The 24831-nt window shown below is 47.7% G+C and carries 20 protein-coding genes; 4 read left to right on the plus strand and 16 right to left on the minus strand.

Going from position 1 to position 24831, the window contains the following annotated elements; genetic code table 11:
* Positions 1 to 52 precede the first annotated feature (52 nt).
* Positions 53 to 193 (plus strand): PID-CTERM protein-sorting domain-containing protein, encoded by a 141-nt coding sequence (locus tag QEP07_RS08415; RefSeq protein WP_256003708.1) that lies wholly within the window; start codon positions 53 to 55, stop codon positions 191 to 193.
* A 2-nt stretch (positions 194 to 195) separates the two neighbouring features.
* On the opposite strand, the gene QEP07_RS08420 is transcribed toward QEP07_RS08415, so the two are convergent.
* The 4 genes from QEP07_RS08420 to QEP07_RS08435 form a co-directional block, all read right to left on the minus strand.
* A complete protein-coding gene (locus tag QEP07_RS08420) occupies positions 196 to 1050 on the minus strand; it encodes an N-acetylglucosamine kinase (protein WP_256003706.1) in 855 nt (284 codons plus the stop codon).
* Between the two features lie 17 nt (positions 1051 to 1067).
* Entirely contained in the window at positions 1068 to 2288 is a 1221-nt protein-coding gene (locus QEP07_RS08425) for a TolC family protein (RefSeq protein WP_285009452.1), read from the minus strand.
* A gap of 85 nt (positions 2289 to 2373) precedes the next feature.
* Positions 2374 to 5505: an efflux RND transporter permease subunit gene (locus QEP07_RS08430; protein WP_285009454.1), complete on the minus strand. Its 3132-nt coding sequence runs from the start codon at positions 5503 to 5505 to the stop codon at positions 2374 to 2376.
* A 5-nt stretch (positions 5506 to 5510) separates the two neighbouring features.
* On the minus strand, positions 5511 to 6581 hold the full coding sequence (locus QEP07_RS08435; protein ID WP_285009456.1) for an efflux RND transporter periplasmic adaptor subunit: 1071 nt from the start codon (positions 6579 to 6581) through the stop codon (positions 5511 to 5513).
* Between the two features lie 152 nt (positions 6582 to 6733).
* On the opposite strand from QEP07_RS08435, the gene QEP07_RS08440 reads away from it, so the two are divergent.
* A complete protein-coding gene (locus tag QEP07_RS08440) occupies positions 6734 to 8521 on the plus strand; it encodes a M61 family metallopeptidase (protein WP_285009458.1) in 1788 nt (595 codons plus the stop codon).
* Between the two features lie 70 nt (positions 8522 to 8591).
* Here QEP07_RS08440 and QEP07_RS08445 read toward each other — a convergent pair whose 3' ends face one another.
* From QEP07_RS08445 to QEP07_RS08455, 3 genes are all read right to left on the minus strand, one after another.
* Entirely contained in the window at positions 8592 to 9059 is a 468-nt protein-coding gene (locus QEP07_RS08445; RefSeq protein ID WP_285009460.1) for a hypothetical protein, read from the minus strand.
* Positions 9060 to 9205: 146 nt separating this feature from the next.
* The gene (locus tag QEP07_RS08450) at positions 9206 to 10798 is read right to left on the minus strand and encodes a S8 family peptidase (RefSeq protein WP_285009462.1); all 1593 of its coding nucleotides are present in this window, start codon (positions 10796 to 10798) and stop codon (positions 9206 to 9208) included.
* A 74-nt stretch (positions 10799 to 10872) separates the two neighbouring features.
* A complete protein-coding gene (locus tag QEP07_RS08455; RefSeq protein WP_285009464.1) occupies positions 10873 to 11310 on the minus strand; it encodes an RrF2 family transcriptional regulator in 438 nt (145 codons plus the stop codon).
* A gap of 94 nt (positions 11311 to 11404) precedes the next feature.
* Between QEP07_RS08455 and QEP07_RS08460 the strand changes: the two genes are divergently transcribed.
* On the plus strand, positions 11405 to 12724 hold the full coding sequence (locus QEP07_RS08460; protein WP_285009466.1) for a sigma-54-dependent transcriptional regulator: 1320 nt from the start codon (positions 11405 to 11407) through the stop codon (positions 12722 to 12724).
* 11 nt (positions 12725 to 12735) lie between these two features.
* Here QEP07_RS08460 and QEP07_RS08465 read toward each other — a convergent pair whose 3' ends face one another.
* The 8 genes from QEP07_RS08465 to QEP07_RS08500 all read right to left on the minus strand — a co-directional run bounded on the left by QEP07_RS08465 (position 12736) and on the right by QEP07_RS08500 (position 21044).
* A complete protein-coding gene (locus QEP07_RS08465; protein ID WP_285009468.1) occupies positions 12736 to 15153 on the minus strand; it encodes an ATP-binding protein in 2418 nt (805 codons plus the stop codon).
* Positions 15153 to 16130 carry a GlxA family transcriptional regulator gene (locus QEP07_RS08470; RefSeq protein WP_285009470.1) on the minus strand — a complete coding sequence of 326 codons (978 nt, stop codon included), beginning with the start codon at positions 16128 to 16130 and terminating at the stop codon, positions 15153 to 15155. Before QEP07_RS08470 ends, QEP07_RS08465 begins: the two co-directional genes overlap by 1 nt.
* 5 nt (positions 16131 to 16135) lie before the next feature.
* Positions 16136 to 16984: a bifunctional helix-turn-helix domain-containing protein/methylated-DNA--[protein]-cysteine S-methyltransferase gene (locus tag QEP07_RS08475; RefSeq protein WP_256003678.1), complete on the minus strand. Its 849-nt coding sequence runs from the start codon at positions 16982 to 16984 to the stop codon at positions 16136 to 16138.
* A gap of 107 nt (positions 16985 to 17091) precedes the next feature.
* Complete coding sequence (locus QEP07_RS08480; RefSeq protein WP_285009472.1) at positions 17092 to 17811, minus strand: LOG family protein; 720 nt, start codon at positions 17809 to 17811, stop codon at positions 17092 to 17094.
* Between the two features lie 18 nt (positions 17812 to 17829).
* Positions 17830 to 18447 carry a hypothetical protein gene (locus tag QEP07_RS08485; protein WP_285009474.1) on the minus strand — a complete coding sequence of 206 codons (618 nt, stop codon included), beginning with the start codon at positions 18445 to 18447 and terminating at the stop codon, positions 17830 to 17832.
* Positions 18444 to 19217, minus strand: coding sequence for a L,D-transpeptidase scaffold domain-containing protein (locus tag QEP07_RS08490; RefSeq protein WP_285009476.1), 774 nt, complete (start codon positions 19215 to 19217; stop codon positions 18444 to 18446). The genes QEP07_RS08485 and QEP07_RS08490 overlap by 4 nt, the downstream gene beginning before the upstream one ends.
* 75 nt (positions 19218 to 19292) lie before the next feature.
* Positions 19293 to 20192 carry a helix-turn-helix domain-containing protein gene (locus QEP07_RS08495; protein ID WP_285009478.1) on the minus strand — a complete coding sequence of 300 codons (900 nt, stop codon included), beginning with the start codon at positions 20190 to 20192 and terminating at the stop codon, positions 19293 to 19295.
* 9 nt (positions 20193 to 20201) lie between these two features.
* Positions 20202 to 21044, minus strand: a complete 843-nt coding sequence (locus QEP07_RS08500; RefSeq protein ID WP_285009480.1) for an SDR family oxidoreductase — start codon at positions 21042 to 21044, stop codon at positions 20202 to 20204.
* A gap of 130 nt (positions 21045 to 21174) precedes the next feature.
* Between QEP07_RS08500 and QEP07_RS08505 the strand changes: the two genes are divergently transcribed.
* On the plus strand, positions 21175 to 21789 hold the full coding sequence (locus tag QEP07_RS08505) for a TlpA family protein disulfide reductase (protein WP_285009482.1): 615 nt from the start codon (positions 21175 to 21177) through the stop codon (positions 21787 to 21789).
* Here QEP07_RS08505 and QEP07_RS08510 read toward each other — a convergent pair.
* Complete coding sequence (locus QEP07_RS08510) at positions 21782 to 24760, minus strand: glycosyltransferase family 117 protein (RefSeq protein WP_285009484.1); 2979 nt, start codon at positions 24758 to 24760, stop codon at positions 21782 to 21784. The two genes, QEP07_RS08505 and QEP07_RS08510, sit on opposite strands and share 8 nt — an antisense overlap.
* Between the last annotated feature and the right edge of the window lie 71 nt (positions 24761 to 24831).

Raw genomic sequence — 24831 nt, forward strand, 5'->3', positions numbered from 1 at the left:
GCCAATGAAAAGGATATTATTGATTTGCTTGCTATGTGCAACAACGGCGTTGATGGCACAACCAGAAGACCCGGGACTGCCAGGGGGAGATCCGGATGTTCCGCTGGACGGAGGAACGGGCTTCCTGCTGCTGGCCGGCGCCTTATATGGCGCTAAAAAATTAAAACAGCCTAAAGACAGAAATCGCCGTTAAGTTCAGATAAGGATGCCTTCACGTTTGAGTATGTAATGATAGATTTCTTCAATTGGCTTTTGAAGGATCTTACCAACTTTTACGCCGTTCGCCTCGCAAACAGCTTTCAAAACATCCTGATAATAATAGGCTATGGAACCAACAAAATGGCAGTCGAGGTTCTTATAGTCCGGGTAGTCTTTAATGTTTGTGTCTACAAATTCCTGAAAACCCTCTCTCAGTATAGTTTGTATAAAAGGGTGATCTAAATGCGCCGCCATAAACTTACTTATGGAAGCCAGATAGATATTTGCCGAGGGCCGCTGATACACATTGGTGATCACAGACTCTTTATTTATATCATATTTCTGAGCAAGTTCAATCCCTAATTCAGGCGGCATTTGTCCGTAAAGATAGCTGGTAATCAGCTTCCTGCCGAAACTGGTTCCTGAGCCTTCATCTCCCAAAGCATATCCCAATCCGTGTGAACCGCTATGCACATCCGCTCCATCGAAATAGCATATGTTTGACCCCGTACCTAGAATGCACGTAAGCCCTTCTTTGTCGCCGCAGGTGGCAAATGCTGAACCGAGGAGATCGTGCTCGACAGCCACGTAGGCGTTGGTAAAAAAGCTCGATATTCCGTTAGACATGACTTCTATCTTGTCGGGCGACGAACAGCCTGCTCCAAAGAAGTAGATTTCCCGGACCTTATCCACATATGCAGCCAACTCCTTTTTTTTAGCAAGTATTTTGTAAATATCATGGGCATTCAAAAAGTAAGGATTAATGCCCTGTGTACTGAAAACGAGTTTTTCATCCGGACTGTAACCAATCCAGTCCGTTTTCGAAGAGCCACTGTCTGCTACGAGTATCATGCCATAAAAATAGCAAATTATTGGATACTTAGCGTGCCGCTGATCTCTTGAAGAGCCACTTCCGTAAGCTTGGCCTGATGTTCAGCCTCCAGATGTCTGGCGACTGCGTCGATATAGTTCCGTTGCGCTTCACGGAGTTCCAGCGGGGCAATGCTTCCAAGCCGGTATTTCTCAAGCGTAATATCCAGACTTTGTTTGGCCACATCCACGTTATTGCTTTGTACCTTCAAGATGTCCAGATTTGTCCGATAATCCTGGTAAGCATTAAGTAATTGTGCGCCGATATTTTGGCGGGTTTGCTCAAGACTAAGCTCAGAGGAATTGATCTGCACTTTTGCGTTCCGCTCGTTTTGCCGCTGCAAAAAACCGTTGAAAATGTTGATGCTGGCCGTAACCCCATAAGTGAAACCGTTGGCACGTGTAGCTATGTTAAAGCCGGTCGGACTGGTATTCCGTTGAACATCATATCCGCCATTTACACCTATAACCGGATAGCGCTGCCCTTTGATCTGTTTCAGGTTAAGTTCTGCGATTTTCTTATTGATGAATGCATTTTGAAGGGCGGGATTGAGCTGTTCCGTTTGACTGGTAAGGGCTGTGTAGTCCAGTGCGGCATTGATCTGAATGTCTTCATCAACTTCAAATGCTATATTCAGATCACGGGCCAGTATTCTGTTGAGTTCGGTTCTGGCATCTTTCAGCAAATTCAGTTCCTGAAGGTAGGCAGCGGTATCTGTGTTGTAGTCGACCTGCGCAGTAAGCACATCCAGCTTAGAACCCCTTCCCAGGCTTAGTTTGTTATCAGCTATCTGCAATCTTAGTGTAGATACATCGATAGCGCTGTCTCTGGCCGACACCAGTTTTTGCTCTTTTAAGACGGTATAGTAGCTGCTAACCACAGCGCTGATGGTCGACAATATTGCGGCTCTTGAATTCACCTCTCCTTGCTTTTCCAGCTCCTTCAGCCGCTCATAGTTCGTGAACATCTGCAGGCCATCGAAAATGGTCCAGCCCAAACCCACGCCATAACTCATATTGGTATTGCGCACGCCGCTCAGACTTTGCTCATTACCGTTACTTTGCGTCCTTGTAATATTTTGTCTGCCCGCACCTTCGCTAAAGGTACCTTCTACGCGTGGCAGCATGCCGGCATTCCCTGGATTTACGTTATTCCTGGCTATCTCGAGATCATTATTTACGAGCTTGATATCATAATTGTTTTCCAATGCAATACTCACCGCTTCTCGAAGCGATAAACGCTCTTGTGAATATCCCGAAATTGTGAAGCACGAGATAGCTAAACAAGAAACTAATAGAAGTTTGTTAACCCGCATGTTGATCCCTTTTTATGTTTGCGTCCGCTTCATTTGCCAAGGCCGTTTTAAGCGATGCCTCCAGATCGGCATTGGCTTTATGTTCTTTTGACCAATAGGTATAGATGGCCGGAATAACGAAAAGCGTAAGGATCAGAGAGAAAGTGGTTCCGCCCACAATTACGATACCCATACCCATCCTGCTTTTAGCAGCCGCGCCCAGAGCCATGGCGATGGGCAGCGCACCAATGGCAATCGCTAAACTCGTCATAAGAATAGGCCTTAGCCTCGACACAGATGCTTCCCTGATCGCCTCCTTAACACTTTTGCCCTGCTCCTTAAGCTGGTTGGCAAATTCGACGATCAAGATACCGTTCTTCGTTACAAGTCCGATAAGCATAATGGTGCCGATCTGACTGAAGATATTCCAGCTCTGGCCGAACAGCCACAAGGACAGAAATGCTCCCGCCACCGCCATCGGAACCGTCAGAATAATAATTACCGGATCGATAAAACTCTCAAACTGCGCAGACAGTATCAGATATACCAGCAGCAAGGCCAGCAGGAAGGCAAACAACGTGTTCGAAGAACTCTCTTTGAAATCCCTTGATTCTCCACCAAGATCGGTTGAAAATGACTCGTCGAGTACCTTCTCCGAGATCCGGTCCATGGCTTCTAGACCATCACCAATACTCTTGCCCGGCGACAAGCCCGCTGAAACGGTGGCCGAAATGAAGCGGTTGTTTCGGTATAACTGCGGGGGACTGCTCTGCTCTTCGGCAGTAACGACGTTATCGAGCTGAATGAGCTGGTTGCGGCTATTTCTCACGTAAACGGAACTGAGATCGAGCGGAGCTTTGCGTTCGCTTGCTTCAAACTGACCGATTACCTGATATTGTTTGCCGTCCATAAAGAAATAGGAGAATCGCTGACCGCTCAGGCCAAGCTGCAATGCCGTGCCGATATCCGCGGCAGAAACACCGAGCGCTTTGGCTTTGTCGCGATCTATAGTCAGATTGATTTCAGGCTTGTTAAATTTCAGGTTTACGTCTGAGGTGGTAAACGTAGGGTCTTTACCTACCTCATCCATGAAGACAGGCAGCTTTTCACGCAATTTTTCAAAATTCTGTGCCTGAATGATATAGTTGATAGGCAAGCCCCCGCGCCGACCCACGGAAATAGTAGGCTGCTGGGTAACCACCGCTTTGCCCTCTGTATATTTCCTGGTAATCGAAGTGAGTTTCGCGGCAATCTCCGCCTGGGAACGCTCGCGGTCGCCCGGATCCACCAATCCCATTCTTACAAAACCGCTGTTTGTCGACCCCCCACCAAACCCGGGTGAAGTGATGGTGATGTTAACCTTTTTTTCGGGAACAGAATCATTGATCATGTCGACGATCTTTCCCATAAAGCGATCGGTATAAGCAAACGAGGAGCCCTCGGGTGTAGAGATATTCATATTTATTGCGCTCCGGTCATCGTATGGGGCGGTCTCTTTCGGTATAATGTTCCAAAATAATACGATCAGACCAACGCATACGAGCAGAATAGGAACAGCAAGCCATTTTCTGGCGAGAAACTTATCAAGCCGCTCGGCATAACCATCGTTTAGTTTTACAAAGTAGGGTTCCGTAGCCTCATAAAACCTAGTCTTTTTATGCCCGCTCTTTTTCATCAGATAGGCGTTCAGCATTGGCGTGAGGGTAAGCGACACGAAAGCTGAGATCAATACAGCTGCGCCTATCACCACACCGAACTCGCGGAACAGCCGCCCGACAAATCCCTCGAGAAAGATGACCGGAAGGAATACTGCGGCAAGCGTTATAGATATGGAGATTACCGCGAAAAAAATCTCATTAGACCCCTTTATTGCCGCTTCAAAGGGCGAGTAGCCTTCTTCAATCTTTTTAAAGATGTTTTCTGTAACCACAATACCGTCGTCAACAACAAGCCCAGTGGCAAGTACAATGGCCAAAAGCGACAGCACGTTGATCGAAAACCCAAAAATATACATGATAAAGAAGGTAAAGATCAGCGATACCGGTATATCAATAAGGGGTCGAAATGCAATGGCCCAATCACGAAAGAACAGGTAAATGATGAGTATAACCAGAATTAACGAAAGGACTATCGTTTCCGCAACCTCGGTAACGGATTGCTTGATAAACTTCGTCGTATCCAGCGAAATATTTAGTTTGATGTCTTTAGGGATATCTTTTTGCAGTTCTTCAAAACGGCGGTCAAATTCCTTTGAAATATCGAGGTAGTTAGCTCCAGGCTGCGGAATCAATCCGACCGCCACCATCGGCTTTCCTGACTCGCGTAGCACGGTTTCTTCATTCTCTGATGCCAGTTCCGCATATCCGATATCGCTCAGGCGCACAAGACTTCCCGAGTCGGATTTAAGGATCAGGTCATTGAACTGCTGTTCATTAGTCAGCTTTCCAAGCGTTTTGACCGTGAGTTCCGTATTGGCTCCGGTGATGCGGCCTGAAGGCAATTCAACATTCTCCTGGTTCAGTGCATTGACGATATCCTGAGAGGTAAGCCCGTAAGCAGCGAGCTTATCGGGGGCTATACGTATGCGCATGGCATATTTACGCTGACCCATGATGCGCACACTGCTCACTCCTGTGATGGTTTGCAAACGATCTGCAATCACATTTTCAGCATAGTCACTAAGCTCCATCACGTTCCGTTTGTCACTTTGTACGGTCATGGTAATTACCGCATCGGAGTTGTCATCCGCTTTACTGACCACCGGATTTCCGTCGATATCCTTTGGCAAACTTCTGGCAGCCTGCGAAACCTTGTCGCGCACATCATTTGCCGCGTCATCAATATTTTTATCGAGATTGAATTCGATAGTGATGTTGCTGGAACCCTGATTACTGGACGAAGTGATGTTCCTGATTCCGTCGATACCATTAATGGATTTTTCCAGCGGCTCTGTTATTTGAGATTCGATGATATCAGAATTTGCGCCCGGATAGGAAGTCCGCACAGATACTACGGTTGGCTCGATGTTGGGAAACTCCCTGACGCCGAGAAACGTATAGCCGATGATCCCGAAAAGGAGAATCATCAGGTTCATCACAATGGCCAGTACCGGCCGCTTTATACTCGTGGTAGAAATACTCATCTCATTTATTGATTAACCACAGTTACTTTTACCGCAGCGTCAGGTTTCACGGCCATCGCCCCGGTGGTCAGCACCGTATCTCCTTGCTGCAAGCCGGCAGTTACCACGATATGTTCGGCGGTTCTGGTTCCGGTTTCGACTTTGACCTGCTGTGCTTTACCATTACGGCTTAGGAAGACTGTCTTCCCGTCCAGCACAGGTATTATCGCCTCATTAGGGATAAGAATAGCATCTTCTACAGCGCGCAGGTTAAGTTTTATTTTGGCAAAAGAGCCGGGCAACAGCTCACCGCTCGCATTTGGCACACTAGCCCTGATTTGCAGGGTACGCGTCTGCACATTTACGCCAGGCTCTATAGCGTACACTTTTCCTTTGAAAGTTTTATTTAAGCCGTCAGTGGTGAATGAAATCTCCGAGCCGTTGGTGATCTGCCCCATGTAACGCTCCGGCACAGAAAAGCTGATTTTTAAAGGATTAATGCTCGAAAGCCTTGCAATTAAAGTAGCCGGTGTGATATACTCACCTACAGATATCGAGCGTAAACCTATCTTACCGCTAAACGGTGCGTATATGGCGGTCCTGGCCAATTGAGCCCGAATAAGTTGAGTTTGAGCTTCGAGAGAACGCAGGTCGGCCAGCGAGGTATCGTATTCTTCCTGACTGATGGCACCTTTCTCCAGCAGTTGTCTGGATCTATTCTCTACAGTAGCGGAAAGCTTCTGCCGGGTCAGTGCCTCCTGCAGTTGTGCCTGGATGTCACGATCGTTAATTTTGACAAGCAAAGCTCCTTTACGCACGTCAGTCCCCTCCCTGAAGTTTATACCCGTCACCAATCCGGAAACCTCACTGCGAAGTTCAACAGCCTCATTCGCTTCCAGGGTACCGGTTACTTCTAGAGCATTGTTAAAATTACCTGGTTTAACAACGATACCCTCAACCTGCAAACTTGAAGATCCTCCTGCCGGCCCGCGTTTACCGCCTTGTCCTTCCAGTTTCTTATTCGCATTAATACGATAGAAGACAAGCGACCCGATTCCTATCACAAGAAGTGCATAAATGATATATTTCAGTTTCATTCGTGTATATACTAGTCTGTAAACGTGCAAAAATATTCAAATATGATGCCTGTAAGAACTTGTATTAAGGTTGTTACGCGACCAAAATAAATGCTGATCTCCATTTTTGCTAAGTTTTTGGGTAAGTTTGGGCAATTTATTGTTTGTGTTATATGAAAACAGCAGCAGCCACCATCATTATTCTACTCGCATTTAATATGATCAGCAAGTCTCAGGTTAAAATTGGATTTGAAGTTAGCTTTACCGAACCACAGGCCCATTATGCCGAAATCGAAATGACAATTTCGGGGTTAAAGAAGGACCACGTCGACATCAGAATGCCAGTTTGGGCGCCTGGATCTTACCTGGTCAGGGAATTTTCCAAAAATATCGAAGGCCTGACTGCAAGTGCGAATAGTAAGTCCATCCGCACGGAGAAAATCAGGAAAAACGCCTGGCGCATTTATAGTGCAAATGCAAACAGCGTCAAGATAAAATACCGCATTTATGCTTTTGAAGTTTCTGTGCGCACCTCATTTGTAGACGACAACCACGCTTTCTTGTCAACCACAGGTGTTTTTATGTATCCCGATGGTATGCTCGACATGCCGAGCACTGTTCGCATCAAGCCTTTCAAAGGCTGGGAAAAAGTATCTACCGGACTGGAGCCTGTAGCGGGTGAGCCCTTTACCTATGCGGCTGCTAATTTTGATATTCTGTACGACAGCCCGATTGAAGTGGGCAACCAGGATGTGTTTGAATTTACCGCCGGGGGAGTTAAGCATGAAGTAGCCATGGTTGGAGGCGGCAATTACGACGCGGAGAAACTGCAGAAAGATATGGCCCGCATTGTTGAAGAAGCAACCGCTATGTATGGTGAAAACCCGAATAAACATTACACTTTTATAGTGCATAACTATCAGAGCGGCGGCGGGGGACTGGAACACCTGAATTCAACCGTGCTGGGCGCGACACGAAATGGCTATACCAACCCTAAAACCTATCTCGGTTTCCTCAACCTGGTGGCGCATGAGTACTATCATCTCTGGAACGTAAAGAGGCTAAGACCGCAGGCACTCGGACCTTTCGATTACGAGAACGAGAATTACACCACAAGCCTATGGGTAGCGGAAGGATTTACCGCTTACTATGAAAACAAACTGATGCACCGTTCCGGGTTCCTCACGGACCAGGAAACTGTGCAAAACCTGGCCACGGCAATAACTGGTGTGGTCAACACCCCCGGAGCAAAAATACAATCGGTTGCAGAAGCCAGTTACGATGCCTGGATCAAATATTACAGGCCAAACGAAAACTCGAACAACAGCACCGTCTCCTATTACAGCAAAGGTGAGGTACTGGGAATGTTTATGGACTTAGAGATATCGAATGCAACAAAGGGAGCAAAAAACCTGGATGACGTAATGAAAGCGATGTACGACGAATATTACAAAGCCAAGGGCCGTGGGTATACCGATGCCGAATTCAAGGCCATGGTTGAGAAGATCAGCGGAGCAGATTTCACAGCGTTTTGGGAGAAATATGTGAATGGCACCGGTCCCCTGGATTATGAGAAATACTTTGGTTATGCCGGCATAAAAGTGAAGAACATCACTGAAGGCCTCAACATTCCTTACCTCGGAACAGCGACGAAGCGTACGGAAGCAGGATTCTTTGTATCCGCCGTGTCGCGAAATTCTGCTGCATGGACCGACGGTATTAACGTAAACGATGAATTGATCAGTGTAGATGACGTCCCAGTGGATATTTCTATCGAGAACATGCCGGTTATTATGAGCAAAAAACCCGGGGAGTCTGTAAACATCCGCGTAAGAAGAGACGGGCTCATCAGAGATTTCAAGGTGACACTGAAAGCGAATCCAAATGTTAAACTGGAGGCTACCATAGATCCTAAGGCCACCGCTAAACAAAAAGCAGTGCTCAAAGGCTGGCTCAGATAGCCAGAGGCCGAAACAAAAAAAACGCCGTGGTTGCCACGGCGTTTTTTTTTTTGTTTATAGAGATGTATCTCTAGAATGCATAACGCAAAGAAATTCCGAAGCGTGCGGCTGAGAAATCAGTACCATGATTTAAACGGAAAGCTGGTCTCCAATCAAAAGCAAAGTCTATCGGTGCACTCGGAATTTTATAATCAAGTCCGGCTACCGGTCTTAGCTGAACTACAGTAATCTCGTCACCGAAAAGAAAATTCGGACCAAGACCTAAATACCAGTCAAGTCCCGATGCCCCTTTTACACGATCGTTCCATTGAAGTTCTGCGCCTAGTCCGATCACATCCCCATCATAAAACAACAGGTTGGCGTCGATAGCTGTATTACTGCTAAAGAAGTGCTTTGCATTAAAACCAACGCCCGTTGAGCCATCTCCTGCCTCAATACGCATTCCAAGCGCGGTTCTGTAATTTTGTGCCTGTGCGGTGCTCTCGTTAAAGAAAAACATCGCTGCACATCCAATAAGGGTAATAAACAATTTTTTCATATTGATATTTGTTTGTTGAAGTGATAAGCATTCAACAAGTATTGTGCCGAATAAAGTCCATAGTAAGGATTATAATAAAGATCTATAAAATAAAAGCCGCTAAAGATTTAAATCTCCAGCGGCTTCTCAACGATCTTTCTATTTTACTATTTATAACCCTCTGCCAGTTTTAAAGCATTGTAGGCGTTAACGATTCCACCTGTTACACACAGGTCACTGAAAGGTACCGTCTTAGCACCTGAGTCGTCTGTGATGGTAACCGACTGGTCAACTTTAACTACCGACTTCATAATGATATCTTTTACCTGAACGGCTGTTAACTTAGGATAATACGAACGGATTAAAGCAGCCAGACCTGCTACTACCGGAGCGGCCATACTGGTACCGTTTAACTTTTCGTATTTTGAACCAGGTACTGTTGAGTTAATATTCACACCAGGCGCAAACACGTCCACAGTGGTCTTACCGTAATTAGAAAAGCTCGCCTTAATAGTTCCGTCATTCTTCCAACCAGAGGCACCTACGGTTAACCATGAACTTGCTACGCCTCCGTCCACATATCTTGGGTCAGGAAAATTCTCCTTCTCTTCAAGATTGTTGTTGTCATTACCTGCAGCATGTACAAGCAGTACATCTTTAGAAACAGCATACTTTACAGCTTCATCTACGATGCCCTTGTCCCAGGAATACGACTTTCCAAAGCTCATATTGATCACTTTAGCACCCTTATCAACAGCATAGCGAATGGCGTTTGCCACATCCTTATCACGCTCGTCGCCGTTAGGAACAGCACGCACCACCATAATATCTACATTGTCAGCTACACCCATAATGCCAAGACTGTTTGTGCGCATTGCACCAATAATACCAGCAACGTGGGTTCCGTGTCTTGCGTCCGGGCCCTGCACCTCGGCAGTTCCATAAAAGCGTTCCTTCATGTTGTTCGGATCATCTCCAACAATAGAACGAGGATCATAATCAAGATTAAGGTTGTACTCCAGCTGGCTATGGTAGTGCTCATATCCCGGTTCGATCTGAGATTTGTAGAACTCAGCAAAGGTTTTGCCTTCTAGTTGCTGAAGCATGATCCGCTTAACATTAGCCTCCATATTGTCAGCCGGATCCAACGCTTTAAAATCCTCAAGCGTAGGGTTTTCTTTCCCCATTTTTTTTACAACACCGTCGATGGCATTTTTCACTGCCGAAAACTGCTCCAGGCCAGCCTTCGCTTCAGCGACCTCCTGATCAAATGCAGCTTTATTTTTTAAATAAGTTTCATAAGCGGCTTTGTCTGCTGCAGGAATCTGAGAAGCATCCTTGTCACCAAATCTGGCTTTATCGCGTCTCACCAAACGGGTCAGCTCCAAAGTTTCGTTATTGATTGATCCTTTCGCTGAACCCAAGAAACTCCAGCCTTTAACGTCATCAGTATAACCGTTTTTGTCATCATCCTTGCCGTTCCCCGCCTTTTCCTTCGGATTGACCCAGATTACCGGCTTAAGGTCTTCATGTTCAATATCCACTCCGGAATCTACCACCGCAACAGTCACTTTCTTCGACTTCTTTCCTTTCAACAATTCGCTGTAGGCTTTTTCGGTACTGATCCCGAATGTAGAATCGGCCTGTAAATCAAGATTCTGCCAGTTCGGCTTTTGCGAAAAAGACAAGAAAGGGACGGCAACCATCAATCCAACGCCCAGCAGGCCCTTACGAAAATTGTTCATCATTTTTTCAATCATAAAAATTAGTTTTTTCAAAGTTAGTCTTAAAAAAGGATATGCGCGTAAGCATCCACCGGTGATAATCACCAATTTTAACTTACAACGATATTATCTGTCTCTCTTGCCATGACATCGGCAATAGAAGTTGAAGCAAGAACGTTAAGTGTGGCGTTTCTCACATCTATAAAAGTTTTTCGGATACCACATGTGACCTCATCATGACACTCATCACATTTGCGGTAAAACTTTAAACTGGCGCAGGGTACCATGGCAATAGGCCCGTCGGTAATCCTTAAAATATCCGCTAAAAAGATATCCCGGGGATCCTTGTTTAAACTGTAGCCGCCACCGGCACCCTTTTTACTGTACAGATAGCCGGCATTACGCATATCGAGCAAAATCTGTTCAAGAAACTTCCGGGGAATCATCTCCTGTTCCGCAAGCCGAACAATTTGCATCGGCGGATTTCCAGTGTTCTTGCCCAGTGCCACAAGCGCCTTTATCGCATACTTTGTTTTTTTAGACAGCATATTAGCAAATTTACAAAAAGATTCAGGTATTGTAAAGGTTCTACACCTTTTAGCACGGGATTTCGTAGTTTTGTAACACATCTACCCATCCCCTATGGCAAAAACACTAATCATTGAAGATGATTTAACTTTCTCCCATATATTGGAGGGCTTCCTGACTAAAAACGGGCATCAAGCTGTTTTATACCAGGACATTAAAACCAGTCTCCCAGCCCTGGAGCGGCAATCACCGGAGATCATCCTCCTTGATTACCGCCTTCCCGACGGCACGGGCATCGACGTACTTTCCTATTTACGGGACAGGCAGATGGATGTCCCGGTTGTGATCATGACCAGCTTCAACGACGTGCGTACAGCCGTAAGATCGATGCAAATGGGTGCGGTCGATTATATCACAAAGCCGGTGAACCCTGATGAGTTGCTCATGGTCATCAATCATGCACTTAACAGCGGCGATACGCCCTCCAGCATTGAATTTGCTGATGCCTTGAAGGGTAAAAGCCCGAATGCTGAAAAGTTATACGAACATATAGCGTTGGTAGCCCCCACAAATATGTCGGTCATTATTCAGGGCGAAAGCGGAACGGGAAAAGAATACGCTGCGAGGGCGGTACATATGCAGAGCAGCCGTAAAGAGCATCCTTTTATTGCGATCGACTGCGGCGCTTTATCAAAAGAACTTGCAGCCAGCGAACTGTTCGGACACGTTAAAGGTGCTTTTACCGGGGCCCTTTCTGACAAGGCCGGCCAATTTCAGGCAGCCAATAAGGGGACAATTTTTCTGGATGAAATCGGCAACCTGAGTTACGAAGTGCAGATCAAATTACTGCGTGCCTTGCAGGAACGGGTGATACAGCCCGTGGGAGGCACCAAAACGATTAAAACCGATGTGCGCATCATCGCAGCCACAAACGACGATTTAAAAACAAGTGTTGCCAATGGCACCTTCCGGGAAGATCTTTACCACAGACTTAACGAATTTAAAATTCAGCTGCCGCCATTGCGTAGCCGGGGGAAGGATATCGAGTTGTTCATCGATCATTTTGTTGCGCTGGCCAACAAGGACCTGAACAGGAATGTAAAGCACATTTCGGCAGAAGCCAAAGAACTGCTCATGCGGTATGACTGGCCGGGAAATCTCAGGGAACTCAAAAACGTCATCAAACGGATGGTCCTGCTGACCCCCGGCGACACCGCAGAAGCGGGATCTTTACCAGAGGAAATGATCATTGCGATCAACCAGGACCCTAAGGCATCGGGATCAGACCTGAAAGCCATCAACGAAACGAACGAGCGGGCGATGATCGTTGAAACACTGATCAAGGTAAAGTACAATAAGTCAAAAGCCGCCAAACTGCTTAATATCGACCGCAAGACGCTCTATAGCAAGATGGAGCGCTACGAGATCGATTAAGAGATCCCGGTCTATGAAGTGATTTGCGAGGCTTTCTCACACAGCCGATCAAGCCCCTCTAAAAGTGGCAGAATATCCGCCTCCTTTCCTTCGGTGAGCGCGATTTCGCAACGCCTGAATTCAGAGGCCAGTTCAGCAGCTCCGATCTGAGCGGTGCGACCAGCGATCCGGTGAACAATCAACCGGACATTAGCGGTATCCCCTGCTTCTATGGCCAACCTGGCCTGCGCTATATCATTTCTTGAGTCCAGAACAAATCTCGACAGAATCTTTTTAAGCTGTTCCTCATCGCCGTAAGTCATTTTCCGCAGCGCAGTCAGGTCGAGTTTAGGACTATTGTCCGGCGAGCCCTGCTCTGTAAACAAAGCGATGATCTCCGATTCCCGGAAAGGCTTCATCACCAAGTGATCAAAGCCGCTGGCAAGTAACAACTCCCTTTCGTCGGGAAGCACCTGGGCCGTTACCGCATATAGCTTTACACCGGGAGTAATCCTTTTTCTCATCTCCTTACACAGTGTAATGCCGTCCATCCCCGGCATGCGAATATCGATGAACACATTTTTTACGCGCTCGTCCCAGGCTTCATTAAGCATATCCAGCGGAGCGTCAAAGCGTTTATAAGGGATAAAGTGCCGTTCAAAAATGACCGAAAATAAATCGAGTATAAGCGGGTCATCGTCTACCAGCCAGACCTTACCTTCAGAAAAAACTTTCGCTTCCGGCTTGTCTGGTATATCGATCTGTTGTGCCGCTGCCCGGAAGGTCAGATAGACGGTGAATACACTACCCGCACCAGGTTTGCTCTTTACATAGATCCGACCGCCCTGCTGCTCAATGAGCGACTTAATAATGCTGAGCCCCAGCCCTGTACCCATACGGTTGGCCACATGACCGTCAACCGCGCCAGCCTGTTCAAACTCATTAAAAATGATCTGCGTCTCGGCCTCCGTCATGCCCACACCCGTATCGGCCACTACAAACGTAAAATACAACTCGTCGTGCCGTTGCTTAAAGAACACTTTCAGCTTTACTTCCCCCTTAGGGGTGAACTTAACGGCATTACCCAGCAAATTGTACAAGATCTGTTTAAGCCGAAAGGGATCACCGAAAACAAAGCGGACCGGTTCGAGCTGGAATTCGGAAGACAGCGTAAGCCCCCGGGCATCCGATTGCAAACGCATGACCGACATGACCTCGTCGAGCAGCTTGCGCATATCAAACAAGTCGCTCGCAAAACTAAACTTACCCGAGGTGATCCGGTTATAATCCAGTATTTCATTTACAATTTGCAGCAGGTGTTCGGAAGAATGGTGGATGGCCTCTATGTCCGATTTTTTTGGTTCCTTCTCGTTACGGATCAGATCCGCATAGCCGATGATCGACTGTAAAGGCGTCCTGATCTCGTGACTCATATTCGCCAGAAAACGCTGCTTTGCCATACCGTGATACTCTGCTTCCTCTTTCGCTTTTTCGAGCTCAGCGCGATATCTTTTGCTTCGGGTAAGATCTGTTAAAATAAAATATAACAGGATAGCCATCAGGAAAACGAACACCAAAAAAATGATGCTTATTGTCCTGATACTGGTGTTCACAACGCCTTTCGCCTTAAAACCGCTTTGCTCGATCTGACTCACCACTTCAGCCTCCACCTGGCTCAGCACATCGACCATCTGACCGATCAGTTTTTCGTTCGCCACGGCCAGTTCCGCCTCTCTGCCCAGAAAGTTAGCCTGCTGCTTTCGCTGCTGGGCGGCGATGACCTGAAGAGAACGCTCTAGATTGTGCGTGAGACTGTCTTCGGCGGATACCGCTATGGTATCACGTACCACCTTCTCCTCGCTCACAATACGGATCGGGCTATCATCGGAAGGACGTTTCCGCCCGAAAATCCGGCCAAAGAAACTCCTGGGCTTTTCGTCAGTGGGATAGACTGTAGTGGTGGAAGTCTTTTGCTCCCTGGCTAAAATGGTACTGTCGGACTGGGCATCTCTCTTATTCACCATATCGCTCACATCCCTGACCTGTTCAGAGAAGGCCTTGTCGTTCATCATAGCGGCGCGCACCCTGAGATAATTCACAAACTGCTTATCGCGTCTTGACAGTAGCTTTTTTATCGCGCTGATCCTGGACAGTTGTACGGTATCCTCCTTATACAGCACGCCGAGCGAATCAAGCGCAATCCGCAGCTCACGCGAAGCCTTAAAGCCTTTACTGTACTGTGCCGAAACATTCAGGTTGGGTAGCCGTTGAAGCTGTTCTAGTCCCCCGATCCTCCTGGATATCACGTTGACCAGCCGGAGGCGCTCACTCGGTGCAGAGATGTTTTCCACCGTTTCCAGCATTTCGTTGAAAGCTGTCCGGCTCACGCCCCATGCCAGAAAGAGTGCAAGGCAGGCTAGCAACAGGGCCGTGATGATCTTAACTCTCATCAGGCCGACATCACCCGGTTATATTTTGCCCTGTACTGGATGGGTGACAGGCCCGTCACACGCTTAAAAGTACTCCGAAAAGCTTTGGTGTCTGTATAGCCCACCTTATACATCACCTCATTGATGTTTTCTCTCGACGATTCCAGGCTCATTTTGGCTGCCTCTATCTTCACACGCTGGATATATTCTACGATCGTATTGTCCGTAGCCTTTTTAAATCTGCGTTCCAGGTTGCGGCGACCAATAGCCTGCATGGAAGCCAGTTCATCGATTGTTATTTTCTTTTGAAAATTACTTTCTATATACTCCTGAATTTTTTTGACCGGCTCATCTTCATGTCCTTTCTGACCCTGAAAAATGGTAAAAGGTAATTGGTTTTGCCTGTCCAGCTCTATAGCGAATACCTTAGCAGAAAGCACAGCGATCTCCCTCCCTGCATATTTCTCGATAAGATACAGAATCAGGTTGAGATACGAAAACGCACCACCGCTGGAATAAATGCGGTGCTCGTCGGTAATAATCTTTTGCGTTACCAGCTGCACATCAGGAAACATCTGACGGAAGGCACTTTCGGCCATCCAGTGCGTAGCGCATTTCCGGCCGCTTAGCAAACCTGTAGAAGCTAGCAGGAAAGCACCCAGACAAAGGCTGGCAACCTCCGCTCCAGCTTCGTATTGTTTTTTTATCCAGGGCAGGAAGGCCTTATTCTGATCTATGGCGTCCGACAAATCGCCGTCGACAGCAGGAATGATGATAAGGTCTGTCTGCGCCACGTCGTCGACCAAAGAATCGGTATTAACGGTAAACAAGCCGCCGCTGACCGGCGTTTCCCTGGTCAGCCCGATCAGCTCCACCTGGAATACCGGTGGCTTTCCCTGTTGTTTTGCAAACTGATTCACCTGACTAAACAACTGCCGCGAGCCTTCCAGGCTACCCAGTATGGCACCTCTCGGAACTAAAATCGAAATGTGTTTCATAGTCCCTAATATAGCGACTTTTCTCCGAGTTGACCAGCCTCCCAGGCTAAGATCGCAAGTTTGCGGATGCCGCCCCACATATACCCTCCGGTGTCACCGCTGGCTTGTATCACCCGGTGACAGGGGATCAGGTAGGCGATTGGATTGGCGCCGATGGCTGTTCCCACGGCTCTTGACGCATTAGGATAGTCGATCTGCCGTGCCAGCGTTCCGTAGCTGCAAACTCCGCTTGCCGGTATCTTGAGCAAGGCATCCCATACCTTCAACTGGAAATCCGTACCCTTAAGGTGAAGCTTGATCTGAGGCAGCGTGGCGTCTTTATGAAATATAGCCAGCGCATTTTGCTGATGTTCATCCGAGCCTTCTCGGTACAAGGCGTTAGGAAAACGGCTTCTTAAATCTTCAAATGCAACCTGTTTATCGGAATGAAAGGCCATAAAACAAATACCTTTGGTCGTAGACGCCACAATCACCTGACCGAAGGGCGTAAAGGCATAGCTATACCTAATTTGAAGCGACTTCCCGCCCATCTTATATTCCGCAGGCGTCATGCCTTCAATGCCGACAAACAGGTCGTGCAGCCTGCCGGTGCCCGACAGACCGGTTTCTGAGGCTACGGTAAAGAGGGTGGGCCGACCGCTTGCCAGGAGCGACTTGGCATAGCCTATACTGACATACTGCAGAAACTTTTTAGGTGATGTACCGGCCCAGTCCGTAAATAACTTTTGAAAATGGTAAGGGCTCAGGTGCACATGAGCAGCAATTTCCTCCAGTGTCGGCTGCGTCTTAAAATTGGCTTTGATAAAAGCTATAGCCGCTGCAATCCTTTCATAATTTAACGCTTGTTGCTCCATACAGATACCCGGGTTCTACATCAAATGAATACACGAATATCAGCATGATTTCTTAACTGCGAAACCCGAAACTTGCGATCTTTTACAACGGCAGAAAGCAAGAGTATTTATTGCCTTTCAAACAACCAGCGGAAAGGCCTTTGCTTGTTCCGCGGCAGCAAGCCGTATGCTTTGATGCTCTTTTCCCGTATCATTTCGACGGCTTCCTGAATGTCGTCCGTAACCAGGAACATTTTAGCATCCTGTTCACTTATTGTACCGCAGCGCAGCATATGATCAATATACGATAAAAGCTCGCCGTGGTATTCCTGCCCAAGAATAATGACCGGAAAATTTTTAATCGAGCCTGTCTGTATTAAGGTCAGCGCCTCAAAAAGCTCATCCAACGTACCATAACCGCCCGGCATCGCCACAAAAGCAAAAGAGTACTTCACAAGCAATACCTTTCTGACGAAGAAATGCTTCATCTCCACCCACTTGTCGAGATACCGGTTTGGAGCCTGCTCCATGGGCAATTTGATATTGCATCCGACACTGCGCCCGCCGACTTCCTTCGCTCCGCGATTGGCCGCCTCCATCAATCCGGGCCCGCCACCGGTCATTATGGTGAAGCCCAGTCTGGCAAACTCAGCAGAGGCTTTTTTGGTGAAATCATAATAAGGGTGATCTTCTTTAAACCTGGCCGATCCGAATACTGTTATACAGGGGCCGACAAAATGGAGTGACCTGAACCCGCGTATAAACTGAGACAAGATATTTAGTGTAAACTTGAACTCCTTCCATCTTGATTGGGGACCGTCGAGGAATACGATTTCTGATTTGTTCATGTGGTAGTTTGCTAAGGATTAGAATACCGGATAAACCCCTTCAGGAAGTACAAGCAGCGGAATGTTGGTCAGCGGCGCAAGCGCTCTGCAAAATCCCTCGCCGACAGATGCCGAACCATTGTTGCTGCGGTGCGTCATGATCAGGATGTCGACCAGTCCAAATTCACTGTACCAATCGAGCCCCTGGGCTACGCTGACAGCAGAGACCTGCCGAAAATAGATGCGATCGTAATTGATCTTGCAGGTGACTTCATTTAAAAAATCTGCACCATGCTTGCGCGACTTTACAGCCTCCCTTTCATCCCCTGTAATATATACGATCACGAGATCTGCGTTAAACCGTCGGGCGAAGCTGGCGGCCGACTGAACCGCATGGATATCTGCACTTAAAAAATCTACGGCAAGGGCAATTCGCCGTACAGGCCGGTACTTAAACCCATCAGGCACAACGAGATAAGGGGTGTCCAGCACAGTATCTGGCCCCACAACGGTTAACATCACGTCAGACCGGCCATTCTCTGCTAAATTATCCCGAACTTCTACCTTTGCGCTTAATGGCTCGGCCAGCGAGTGTGCATAACTAAGCAGATTAGCGTTTGACGCAGTTCCTGCCTCCGAAACAACGATCTTTTTCATTTAAACATCAATTTTTCAAGCTTCTCATCTAACTTATCCGGATCGTCAAAAAACACCGGTACACCATCCTTAACGGCACAGGTCTGGTAGGCAACGTGATTCCATTTTGCACGTTCCATATTCATGGCAATCTTTCGTACCTCGCCCTCAGGGAACTCGTAGCAGTCGCCCGTATATTGGCCATTCATCAGGCGCATATGTGCCTGCAACTGCCTGTATGCATCAGTTTTAGGCTGAACGTTCAGAATAGCTGCACGAAAATCCCTTCCTGCCAAAGCCCCCCGCAAAATTACAGTGGCATCGAAGCCTTTAACGGGGGCCTTGTCGAGCAAAGCTGAAGAATAATCAGGATTAAACTTTCCGAAATGAAGATGATTGATAAATGTAATCAGTGCATCGCTGAGGAGCAGGTCGAACTCCAGACGTTGAGCTTCCCCAGTCTTGCCTTTCATTTCCTGCACCACCTTTAACCGCTCGAAAGAAAGCTTATCGTTATGGTAGTCGCCCGGTTGAAGACCATATTGAATTACACAATCGAGCAAGAGCAGTGCATCATATACCTGAGTCAGCTTCTTTTGATCGCCGCTGAGCCAGACGAGCTTGCCACCGGAAGCATCATAAAAGCGCTTCAGCGCTAGTGGATGATGGGCATCGGGGAAAGGCTGGGCCGACTTAAACTGAATGCGTCCCGGATCCTTCACGGGACTGTCCTGAGCAAATGTCCCGAACCAGAGACCACATAAAAAAACAGTGAGCAGTAAACTTTTCATATCAAGGTTTGATATTTCAAAGTTGCCGCTAAATGCCATGAAGAAACGTGACCACCGTCACATAATGTGATGATACTACACCCGGAAAGCGCTGGGTGTTAAGCTGGTCTGCCTCTTAAAGAAGTTGGTAAAATGTGCCGGCTGTTCAAAGCCCAGGGTAAAACTGATCTCCGAAATATTCCAGTCGGTATGCTTCAGCAGCGCAATGGCTTCCGTTACCACGCGTTCGGTAATATGCGAGGTCGTGGTTTTGCCTGTCACGGCTTTAATGGCCCTGTTCAGGTGATTAGGATGCAGGTTAAGTTTCTCTGCAAAATCCTTGGCCGATCGCAACTGGAAGTGCTGCGACCGCGACTCTATCGGAAATTGCCTTTCCAGGAGCTCGGTGAAGACCGCCGCAATGCGGGCATTGGCGTCGGTATGCTTATAGAGCGTTTCCGAGGGCTGCAGCTTTAAGGCGCCGTGGATAATCTCCATGATATATGTGCGGATCAGATCTGATTTGAACACGTAATCGGATTGCATCTCCTCAACCATTTTATCGAAGATACGGGCGAATGCCTCATCCTGCTCGCTGTTCAGTACATAGGCTGGCTTACAGCCGGGTGCATACATAGGCAGGTCTTTAATGCCACTGCGGAGATGACCTGTAAAAAAGGCGTCTTTGAAAATACAGAAATATCCTTCCTGCGTTTCGGTAAGCGGCTGAAAGGTGTAAGGTATCTGCGGATTAAAGAAGATCAGCGTACTTCCCGACACCTGCAAGGTCTTATCGCCATAATGATAAAGATGCGTGCCGCGCAGTAAAGCAATTTTGTAAAAGTCCCGGCGACTGTATTGCACAGGCGGTTTGCCGGGACCAGAACAATCTTCCATTTTAAAGACATTAAAGTGGCCAAGATCGGCATTTATGCCTTCGTAGTTGATGCCGAACTTGACCCGATAAAAATCTTCCAGAGTTTCAGTGGATTTCATAAAGCTAATTTAGTCAAAAGCTGTCTGAGTTGCCAGATGACGCACAGATTCCATGTCTTTTTGAACCATCGCTATCTTGCCTTCTGCAGTTTCATAGGCGTCTGCCCCAAGGAACAGATGCAGAACCGGCTCATCCTGAAGTGCAACCTCCATTAAAACTGCCGCTGCCTTTTCAGGATCATTGGGCTGATTGCGATTTATTGTCTCCTGATGCAGGACCTGCATTTGTCTGACGTTTTCGTACGCGTCAATCTGCGTTTTCGGAGCCACAAGCGAATCGCTTTCAAGAAAGTTGGTGCGAAAATAACCGGGCATGACCAGGGTAACGTTGATACCGAAAGGCTTTACTTCCTGATACAAGGATTCTGTGAAGCCGTTGACCGCAAACTTCGTGGCACAATAAATACCAAAGGCAGGATAGCCGCCAGAAAAACCTCCGATAGAAGAAATATTAAAGATCTGACCATTCTGTTGTTCCCTGAAGTGTGGAAGTATGGCGCGGATCACGTTGAGCGAGCCAAACACGTTGACATCAAAATTCTTTCTCGCTTCCTCGTCGCTGAGTTCCTCCAGTCCGCCCATCAATCCGTATCCGGCATTGTTGACCACCACATCGATAGTTCCAAACCGCTCGCGGGCGTCTGCTACCGCGCGCTGCACGTCAGCCTCGTTTATTAAATCCATGCTCAGCGGTAAAAAGTTTTCCGTATCGGCATTCACCGCTTTTCTTAGGGCGTCGACTGTTCTTGAGGTGGCTGCTACCTGATAACCATGTGCCAGTAGTCTTTTAACAAGGGTTAAACCCAGACCTTTAGAAGCACCTGTAACGAACCATGTTTTTCTTGTTTTCATAATGATTTAAATTTATGATACAAAGATGCTTGCGCCGGCAAGGGCGGCGTTATCCCTGTTCAAACAGATCCTTGCAAAATTCAAACAATCCTCTCATTTTTAATCACCATCTTTACCTAAAAACCATTTTATGCTTGCAGAGATTCCGACAAAAGACAAAAAGACCTGGTTTTCTTTTTCCAACCTTAGCACGGTGCTGCTGATCGGTTTAGCGGTATCCATGTTCGTTTTCCCCGATGTCAAATCCGTACTGTTAAGGGGTTTAATGGCAGTGGGTCTGTTTCAGCCCGAGATGCCGGCGGTTAAACATAGCGCAGCGTCGACGCAGAACGTGATATTTAAAGATGCGTCGGGCCGCAGTATAAGTACGGGCGACTTAAAAGGAAAGGTGGTGTTTATTAATTTCTGGGCGACCTGGTGCCCGCCCTGCCGCGCAGAGATGCCGGGCATAAACAAGCTGTACAACAATTACAAAAGCAAGCAAGACCTGGTCTTCATTATGGCAGATGCCGATGGCAAGCCGGAGGCTGCACTTGCCTATATGAAGAAAAAAGGCTTTGCACTGCCCGTGCATACCATAGCCAGCGACATCCCCGACACCATGTTTTCAGGATCGCTTCCCACTACCGTGATCCTGAATAAATCAGGTCAGATCGTCTACAGAGGCGTAGGCGCGGCTGACTACGGCAACCAGAAAGTGGCCGACTTCCTTGACCACCTGCTATCGGGCGGCCAGCCTAAATAAAGGTGGCCTTTTGCTTTTCAAAACGATCTTTTACATAATTGCTTAGTTCAGTCTTGCCAAACGCGGCGGTCAGCAGCTGCAATTTATTCAGCACAAATAAACCTGCCCGGATATCACGCTCATAATACAGGAAGCGGTCTGAGCCTAAGGAACCGAAATAAGCCAGTTCAGCGTTCAGAAAGTCGGCCGTTTGCTTTACCAGCTGATCTGCCGCCTTTGTATGCTGAGTGAGATACAAATGCTCAGCCGTTTGGAGCCTGACCAGCGTATCATCAATGCTATATATTTTAAGTGGCAGCTCCTTTACACTTTTCAGCATAAGGTTGCGCGCCATGTGCGACTTGTTTTCCGTGAGCAGGTTGGCCGACAAGGTATTTACGATCAGCCAGCTGCCCTTGGCTATGCGTCTGCTCTCCGGATCCAGGTACCGCGCCGTTTTATATCCGCGCTGATCAAAGCGGTTCATCACATTGTGATACATCACATCTGAATTGGTCACCTCCGTTTTTGAACGGTCGTCGCCGGCCGACCGCTTCAGGGGCAGCAAGCGATGCGCAAAACCCTCCAGGTACAAGTATTTGTCGAGCCCCACATAGGTCTCCTCTCCTACCGTACTCGCAAAATACACCGGCCGCTTCCAGTTGTTCGTTGCCAGCAAATCAAAAATAACCAGATCTGCTTTGCTGACTGCGTTCCGGTTGAATTCCCATTCCATTTTGGGCGCAATCTTATCTTTCTCCTTTTCAGCTACAGTGCCCGTTTGTATCACCTGAGCGGCGTCGACCGTAATCTTCAGCTTCCTGGTCGGCAGAAAATTCTCGTAACTCCCATCATTCATGGGCAGCTTATCTTCGTTGTTGTCAGAGGTAAGTACCGACAGGAGTTCGCCCAGTTCAACGCTGTCCTGGATCCCGTAATCTACATAGCGCATGAAATCCCTCCGACCCTGCACATATTTGCTTTCGTCCATGCTGACCGGCAGCGGGGCCGACTTACCCATTGGTCGCTTTAGCTGATCTATGTAGTCGTCGCTCGACAAATACTGGTAATTAACGACCCTTACATCGGTCCGGAAGCCTTCCACCTGCTGCACATACCATAAGGGAAAAGTATCGTTATCGGCATTGGTGATCAGTATGGCATTTGGAGCGCAGGAATTAAGATAGTTTTTGGCCCATTCCAGAGCCGTGGTTTTACCCGAGCGATTATGATCGTCCCAACCCTCGAAGCCCATAATTACCGGCCCGGCAAGTAAGCCTGTGAAGCTAGCCACCACAAGCGCCACCGCAGGCCTGGAAACCCGCTGAAGCATAGCCTTGATTGCAGGTATAGCAAATCCGATCAGGATAGCAAAAGCGTAGAAAGACCCCACATAAGCATAGTCGCGCTCCCGCACCTGCATCGGATCCTGGTTGAGATATAATATGATGGCCGGACCGGTCATAAAGAAAAAGGCCATTACGACAAGCGCATCGCGCCTGCTCCGTTTAAACATGAATATCAGTCCCACAACCCCAAGCACAAGCGGCAAAGCATAAAACCGGTTATAACCCTCGTTCTGCGTAATACTCGGCGGAAGATTCTGCTGTTTCTCCAAACGCATCTTGTCGAGCCACTTGATGCCGCTGAGCCAGTTGCCCTCCATCTTACCGGCGTAGCCCTGCACATCGTTTTGCCGACCAGCAAAATTCCAAAAGAAATAGCGCCAGTACATAAAATCAAGCTGATACGTGAAAAAGAACTTCAAGTTCTTCATGAATGAAGGTGTTTCGCCCTCTGCCAGGTTCATCCATTGCTGGTAAAACTGGATATGGTGCGGTTTGCTGCTGTACACTCTTGGGAAAAACATATTCTCGCCATATACATAGTCCAGCTTTTCTCCGGCGACCTCATATTTATCCTTGCCTCTGCGGTATTCAACGCCCGTTTCTTTCACGTCGACAGGCTGAGCATCGAAGGTTGGTCCGAACAACAGCGGCGTGCTGCCATAGTTGGTGCGACCAAGATAATTGTATAAGCCGTAAGCATTATCGGGATCAGAAAGGTTCAGGTCCGGCTTGGCATTGGCCCGGATAATGATCAGCGCGTATGCGCTAAAACCAAAATACAGGAAGGCAAGGCAGGTTAGCCCCAGATTAAGCACGTATTTTTTGTGTCTGACGCTGTACATGATCGCCGCCACTAAGCCTGCAGAAAGGAGCAGCAGAAAGAACAGTACACCGGAACCAAAACCAAAGTTCAGCTGATTTACGAAGAACATATCAAACTTGGCAGCGACTAAAACCGTGTACTGGATCACCACATACTGAACCAGCACCCAAAGCAGGGCAGAGAGACCAATCGCTTTCAATAGGCCGAAAGGGGTAGCACGGGCGGTTTTCTTGAAATAGCCGATAAGCACGACAGCAGGGATAACGAGCAGACTAAGCAAATGCACCCCTATAGACAATCCGACGATGAAGGCGATGAGCACGAGCCAGCGGTCGTCATTTTTCCGCTCCCACATCAGGGCCGACCAAAACACGATGGCGGTAAACAGAATAGAAAGGGAATACACTTCAGCCTCTGCGGCGGAGAACCAGAAGGTATCGGAAAAAGTTAGCGCCAGCGCACCTGTTACGCCCGCTGCTATGGCGACAAAAGATTCTGACTTGTAAACCCTGGCCACGAGCAGCACTATGGTCCAGTACAGAAACATTACCGTAGCCGCACTAAACAAAGCAGAGGAAAAGTTGATCCAATACGCCACCTTGTCCGGTTCACCTGCAGCCAGCAGCGAGAACATCTTTCCGATCATGAGAAAAAGCGGTGCACCCGGCTGGTGACCAATCTGAAGTTTGTCGGCCGCAGCGATAAACTCACCGCAATCCCAGAAACTTACTGTAGGCTCCATGGTGAGCCAGTAGATGGTAAGTGAAAAAAGAAACACAGCCCAGCCTGTGAGGTTGTTAAGCTTTTTAAATCCGTTCATCGTTTTGTTTTTGGTAAACTAAAAGTAATTACAAAAACCAAGCGATTTAAAAATTTAACATTTATTCACAT

The sequence above is a fragment of the Pedobacter faecalis genome (assembly GCF_030182585.1).
GTDB lineage: Bacteria > Bacteroidota > Bacteroidia > Sphingobacteriales > Sphingobacteriaceae > Pedobacter > Pedobacter faecalis.